Below are 3,238 nucleotides of genomic sequence, written 5' to 3'. Positions count from 1 at the left end.
CTGACGCCGGAAGAGGAAGCGGACCTGAACGAAGCGCTAACCGAAATGGCGCGCGGTGAGATTGCGTCCGACGCCGAGGTCGAAGCCGTTCTTTCCAAATACCGCCTGTGAGACTGCGTTACTCTAGGACAGCGCTCCGGCAACTCGATCGGGCATTGAGCTATGTCGCAGCACGATCTCCTGCGGGAGCCGCAAAGATCGAAGTCCGCATTGCGGCGATCATTGCCTTGCTAGAAGTTCAACCTCACGCCGGCCTCAAAACGAGAATTTCCGGAGTGCGCCGCTTTTTCTAACTCCTCATCCCTACCTGATCGATTACCATGCCAGCGATGACGAAATCACCGTGCTCAGATTCCGTCATACATCACGTAATCCATCTTCGATACCGGGAAGGGCGTGATGACTTGGCGAGCCTGCCGCGTGCGCAGCTATCCGCAACTCTGATGAGACAGCGGATGGCTGCAACCGACGAGCCCTTTGGGCTCGTCACGCCGCGCGCGACAATCTTTCCTCAGACCGCTGCTCCACCGGCTTTGGCCGATCCGTCGCCAGCGACACGCCCCAGATCACGAGGCCGCAGATCGCCAGCGCGACGCCGACCCAGCCGGTCGAGGGAAAGCCGAACCCGGCCGCCAAGACCATGCCGGCAAACCACGGGCCGAGCGCATTGGCGGTGTTGAATGCGGAGTGATTGAGCGCGGCGGCCAAAGTCTGGGCGTCCTCGGCTACGTCCATCAGGCGCGTCTGCAACACGGTGCCGAGCCCGCCGCCGCAGCCGATCAGGAATACGACCGGCATCAGTGTCCAGAGACTGCCGGTGGCGAACGGATACAGCGCGAGTGCGACGGCGCTCCACACCAGGGTCGCGCCGGCGGCTGCCATGACGCCGCGATCCGCAGCCCAGGCGCAGACCAGATTGCCGATCGTCAAGCCCGCGCCAAAGATCGCCAGCATCACGGGAATGGCCGAGGCCGAGGCGTGTGTCACCTCCAGCATGGTCGAGGCCAGATAAGTGTAGACCGCGAACATGCCACCGAAGCCGATCGCGCCGGTTGCCAAGGTCAGCCACACTTGGCCGCGCTTGAGCGCGCCGAGTTCGCGCAGCGGGCTCGCGCCTTGCAGCGGCGCGCCATAGGGCGCGAACAGCCGCACCAGCGTCGCTGTCAGTAAGGCGAGCAGCGCGGCGAAGCCGAAACTCCAGCGCCAGCCGATATATTGGCCGATCAGATTGGCGAGGGGCACCCCCACCATGGTGGCGACGGTCAGTCCGGCAAGCACGCGCGAGACGGCTTGGCTGCGCCGTTCGCGCGAAACCAACGAGGCGGCGACCAGCGCGGCGACGCCGAAATAGGCGCCGTGCGGCAGGCCGGCGACGAAACGGAAGCCGACCAGGAAGCCATAGGTCGGCGCCAGCGCCGAGAGCCCGTTGCCGAGCGCGAACAGCAGCATCAGCATCACCAGCAAGGTGCGGCGGGCCACCCGCGCCGCCAGCACCGCGATGATGGGCGCGCCTACCACCACGCCGAGCGCATAGGCGCTGATGACGTGGCCGGCGGTGGTCGCGCCGATGCCGAGATCGGGCGCGAAATAGGGCACCAGGCTCATCGCGGCGAACTCGGTAGTGCCGATCGCGAAGCCGCCGATCGAGAGCGCCAGCAGGACGAGGCTGGGGTGGTGGGGCTTGGGACCGGTTGCGGCCGCGAAGGCCGCGGGATCAGTGATGCTGTTCATGGGTCAGGCGTGCCGACCAGGCCGGAAAACGGCCATTGCGAGGTCGGCACATGCGGCGGAATGGCCGGCGGGGCATGAACAGGGCATCCGAGGTCCTTCTGAGGAGAAGCGGGAGAGGCAGCACCGACGCTCCGCACTGCAAATGCTGCGTTGCAATAATAGGTGAGATGTCTCGATCTGGGCACCCCGTGAGGTTGCGACCTGATATGCGTGGAGGGCAGGCCCGTCACAATTGAGCGATCAGCGCTTCAAGCTGCTCCCGTTCTGATATGCGACTGATCCGCAGCTTCTTCGCTTGACTGCTCGTTCTTGTTTCGTTCTTATAACTTCATCCATTGAGCGGAGAAGGTCATGCACAACCGAGTTGGTGAAATCCGTCGCCTGATCAGGACATTGCGCATCAGCATGCTCGAGGCCGAGGCCGTCGTCCGTGAGCAGATCAATCGCGACGAGGACTGCTCTTTTGTCGCCGGCGACATCCTGAAGATGCGTGCGGTGATGGCCGGCTTGGTCCGGGAGCGGGTGACACTCGGCGACAACGCGCTCATTCTCGTCGACCGCTCCCGCACGCCGCGGCGCGCTTTCGCGGGCCTGCCGATGGTCATCCGGTCGGCGAGCGCCAACTCGCTGGCGTAGCCGTCGTGGCCCGGTGAGATGCTTCGACCCCGCGGCCGACGTCGCGCTCTGCTCGAACAGATGGCCGAGGTGCCTGGCGGAGCGTTCGTCATTCCGGATGATCACCGTCCGGGCGTGCGAGAAGGTCTCGCAGAAGCCGAGCGTGGCGAGTTCGCCGGTGACGAGGACATAGCTGGGCTCTCGAAAAGATGCGGCTGGCGAGGCGCTCCGACACGCGTGCTCGCACCGCGCGAGTGTTCAGCGTGCCCGACCCGTCAGGCAAATCACTTGCGGTTTCGTGGTCTCGTGTTGCGATCGAAGCGCGCGATGGGCGGCAAGATGACCTGCGCGGAAAAACTCATTTCGTGAGCGTATTCAATTCGATGGTTGCGGTCTCCTCATCCTGCGCAAAAATTTGACTTTCGTTTTTGCAGAAATTGTGTTGTGCTTCGCGCATCCCACCTCATCGAAAGGGGCGTACGCGCGTCGTCACGAACGTGGAGGCGGGCTGCGATGGCCATGATCGGTTGCGCGCGACGAGCGCGACTGACGTGGACGGCGAAGTCGCGTGGTCCTGGCCTCCCGGTGCTGAGGCCAAGCTCGTGATGCTCTTGACGGGCGTCGCGGACGACAGGGGCAAAACAGCCGGTCCCTGGGGAGCAACTGTGCTGATTTGAACCGGCGATCCGCCGGGTTCAAGGCTGGCGCTAAGGCGCGCCACCGCCTCCGGCGGCTTCGGCCTTGAGCCCGCCGGCTCGCCAGTCCTTGGGATTTGCATGCGCTCGGTCGGAGACCGAGCGCGGATTGAGGCGCGCTCGATCAGCTCACAACGTAACGATTGGGGTCCCACTCCTGGCGACGTGCGATCATGACGTTGAGGATGCAGATGAGC

At 64.3% G+C, this 3,238-nt stretch carries 3 protein-coding genes; 2 read left to right on the top strand and 1 reads right to left on the bottom strand.

The annotated features are described in order from the left end of the window. The first annotated feature begins 107 nt into the window (after positions 1–107). The gene (locus WA702_RS03240; RefSeq protein ID WP_425109087.1) at positions 108–293 is read left to right on the top strand and encodes a type II toxin-antitoxin system RelE/ParE family toxin; all 186 of its coding nucleotides are present in this window, start codon (positions 108–110) and stop codon (positions 291–293) included. Positions 294–486: 193 nt separating this feature from the next. On the opposite strand, the gene WA702_RS03235 is transcribed toward WA702_RS03240, so the two are convergent. Further along, on the bottom strand, positions 487–1,731 hold the full coding sequence (locus WA702_RS03235) for an MFS transporter (RefSeq protein WP_425109086.1): 1,245 nt from the start codon (positions 1,729–1,731) through the stop codon (positions 487–489). Positions 1,732–2,082: 351 nt separating this feature from the next. Here WA702_RS03235 and WA702_RS03230 point away from each other — a divergent pair, with 351 nt between their 5' ends. Then, the gene (locus WA702_RS03230) at positions 2,083–2,367 is read left to right on the top strand and encodes a hypothetical protein (RefSeq protein WP_425109085.1); all 285 of its coding nucleotides are present in this window, start codon (positions 2,083–2,085) and stop codon (positions 2,365–2,367) included. Positions 2,368–3,238 lie beyond the last annotated feature (871 nt).

It is taken from the genome of Bradyrhizobium sp. (genome assembly GCF_049798375.1).
Taxonomy (GTDB): Bacteria; Pseudomonadota; Alphaproteobacteria; order Rhizobiales; family Xanthobacteraceae; genus Bradyrhizobium.
The sequence above is the reverse complement of the archived record's forward strand: the minus strand, read 5'-3'. Positions and strand labels throughout refer to the sequence as shown.

Bases quoted from the DNA above. Each gene is read 5' to 3' on its own strand.
- WA702_RS03235 (WP_425109086.1), bottom strand. From the start codon at position 1,731: ATGAACAGCATCACTGATCCCGCGGCCTTCGCGGCCGCAACCGGTCCC.
- WA702_RS03230 (WP_425109085.1), top strand. From the start codon at position 2,083: ATGCACAACCGAGTTGGTGAAATCCGTCGCCTGATCAGGACATTGCGC.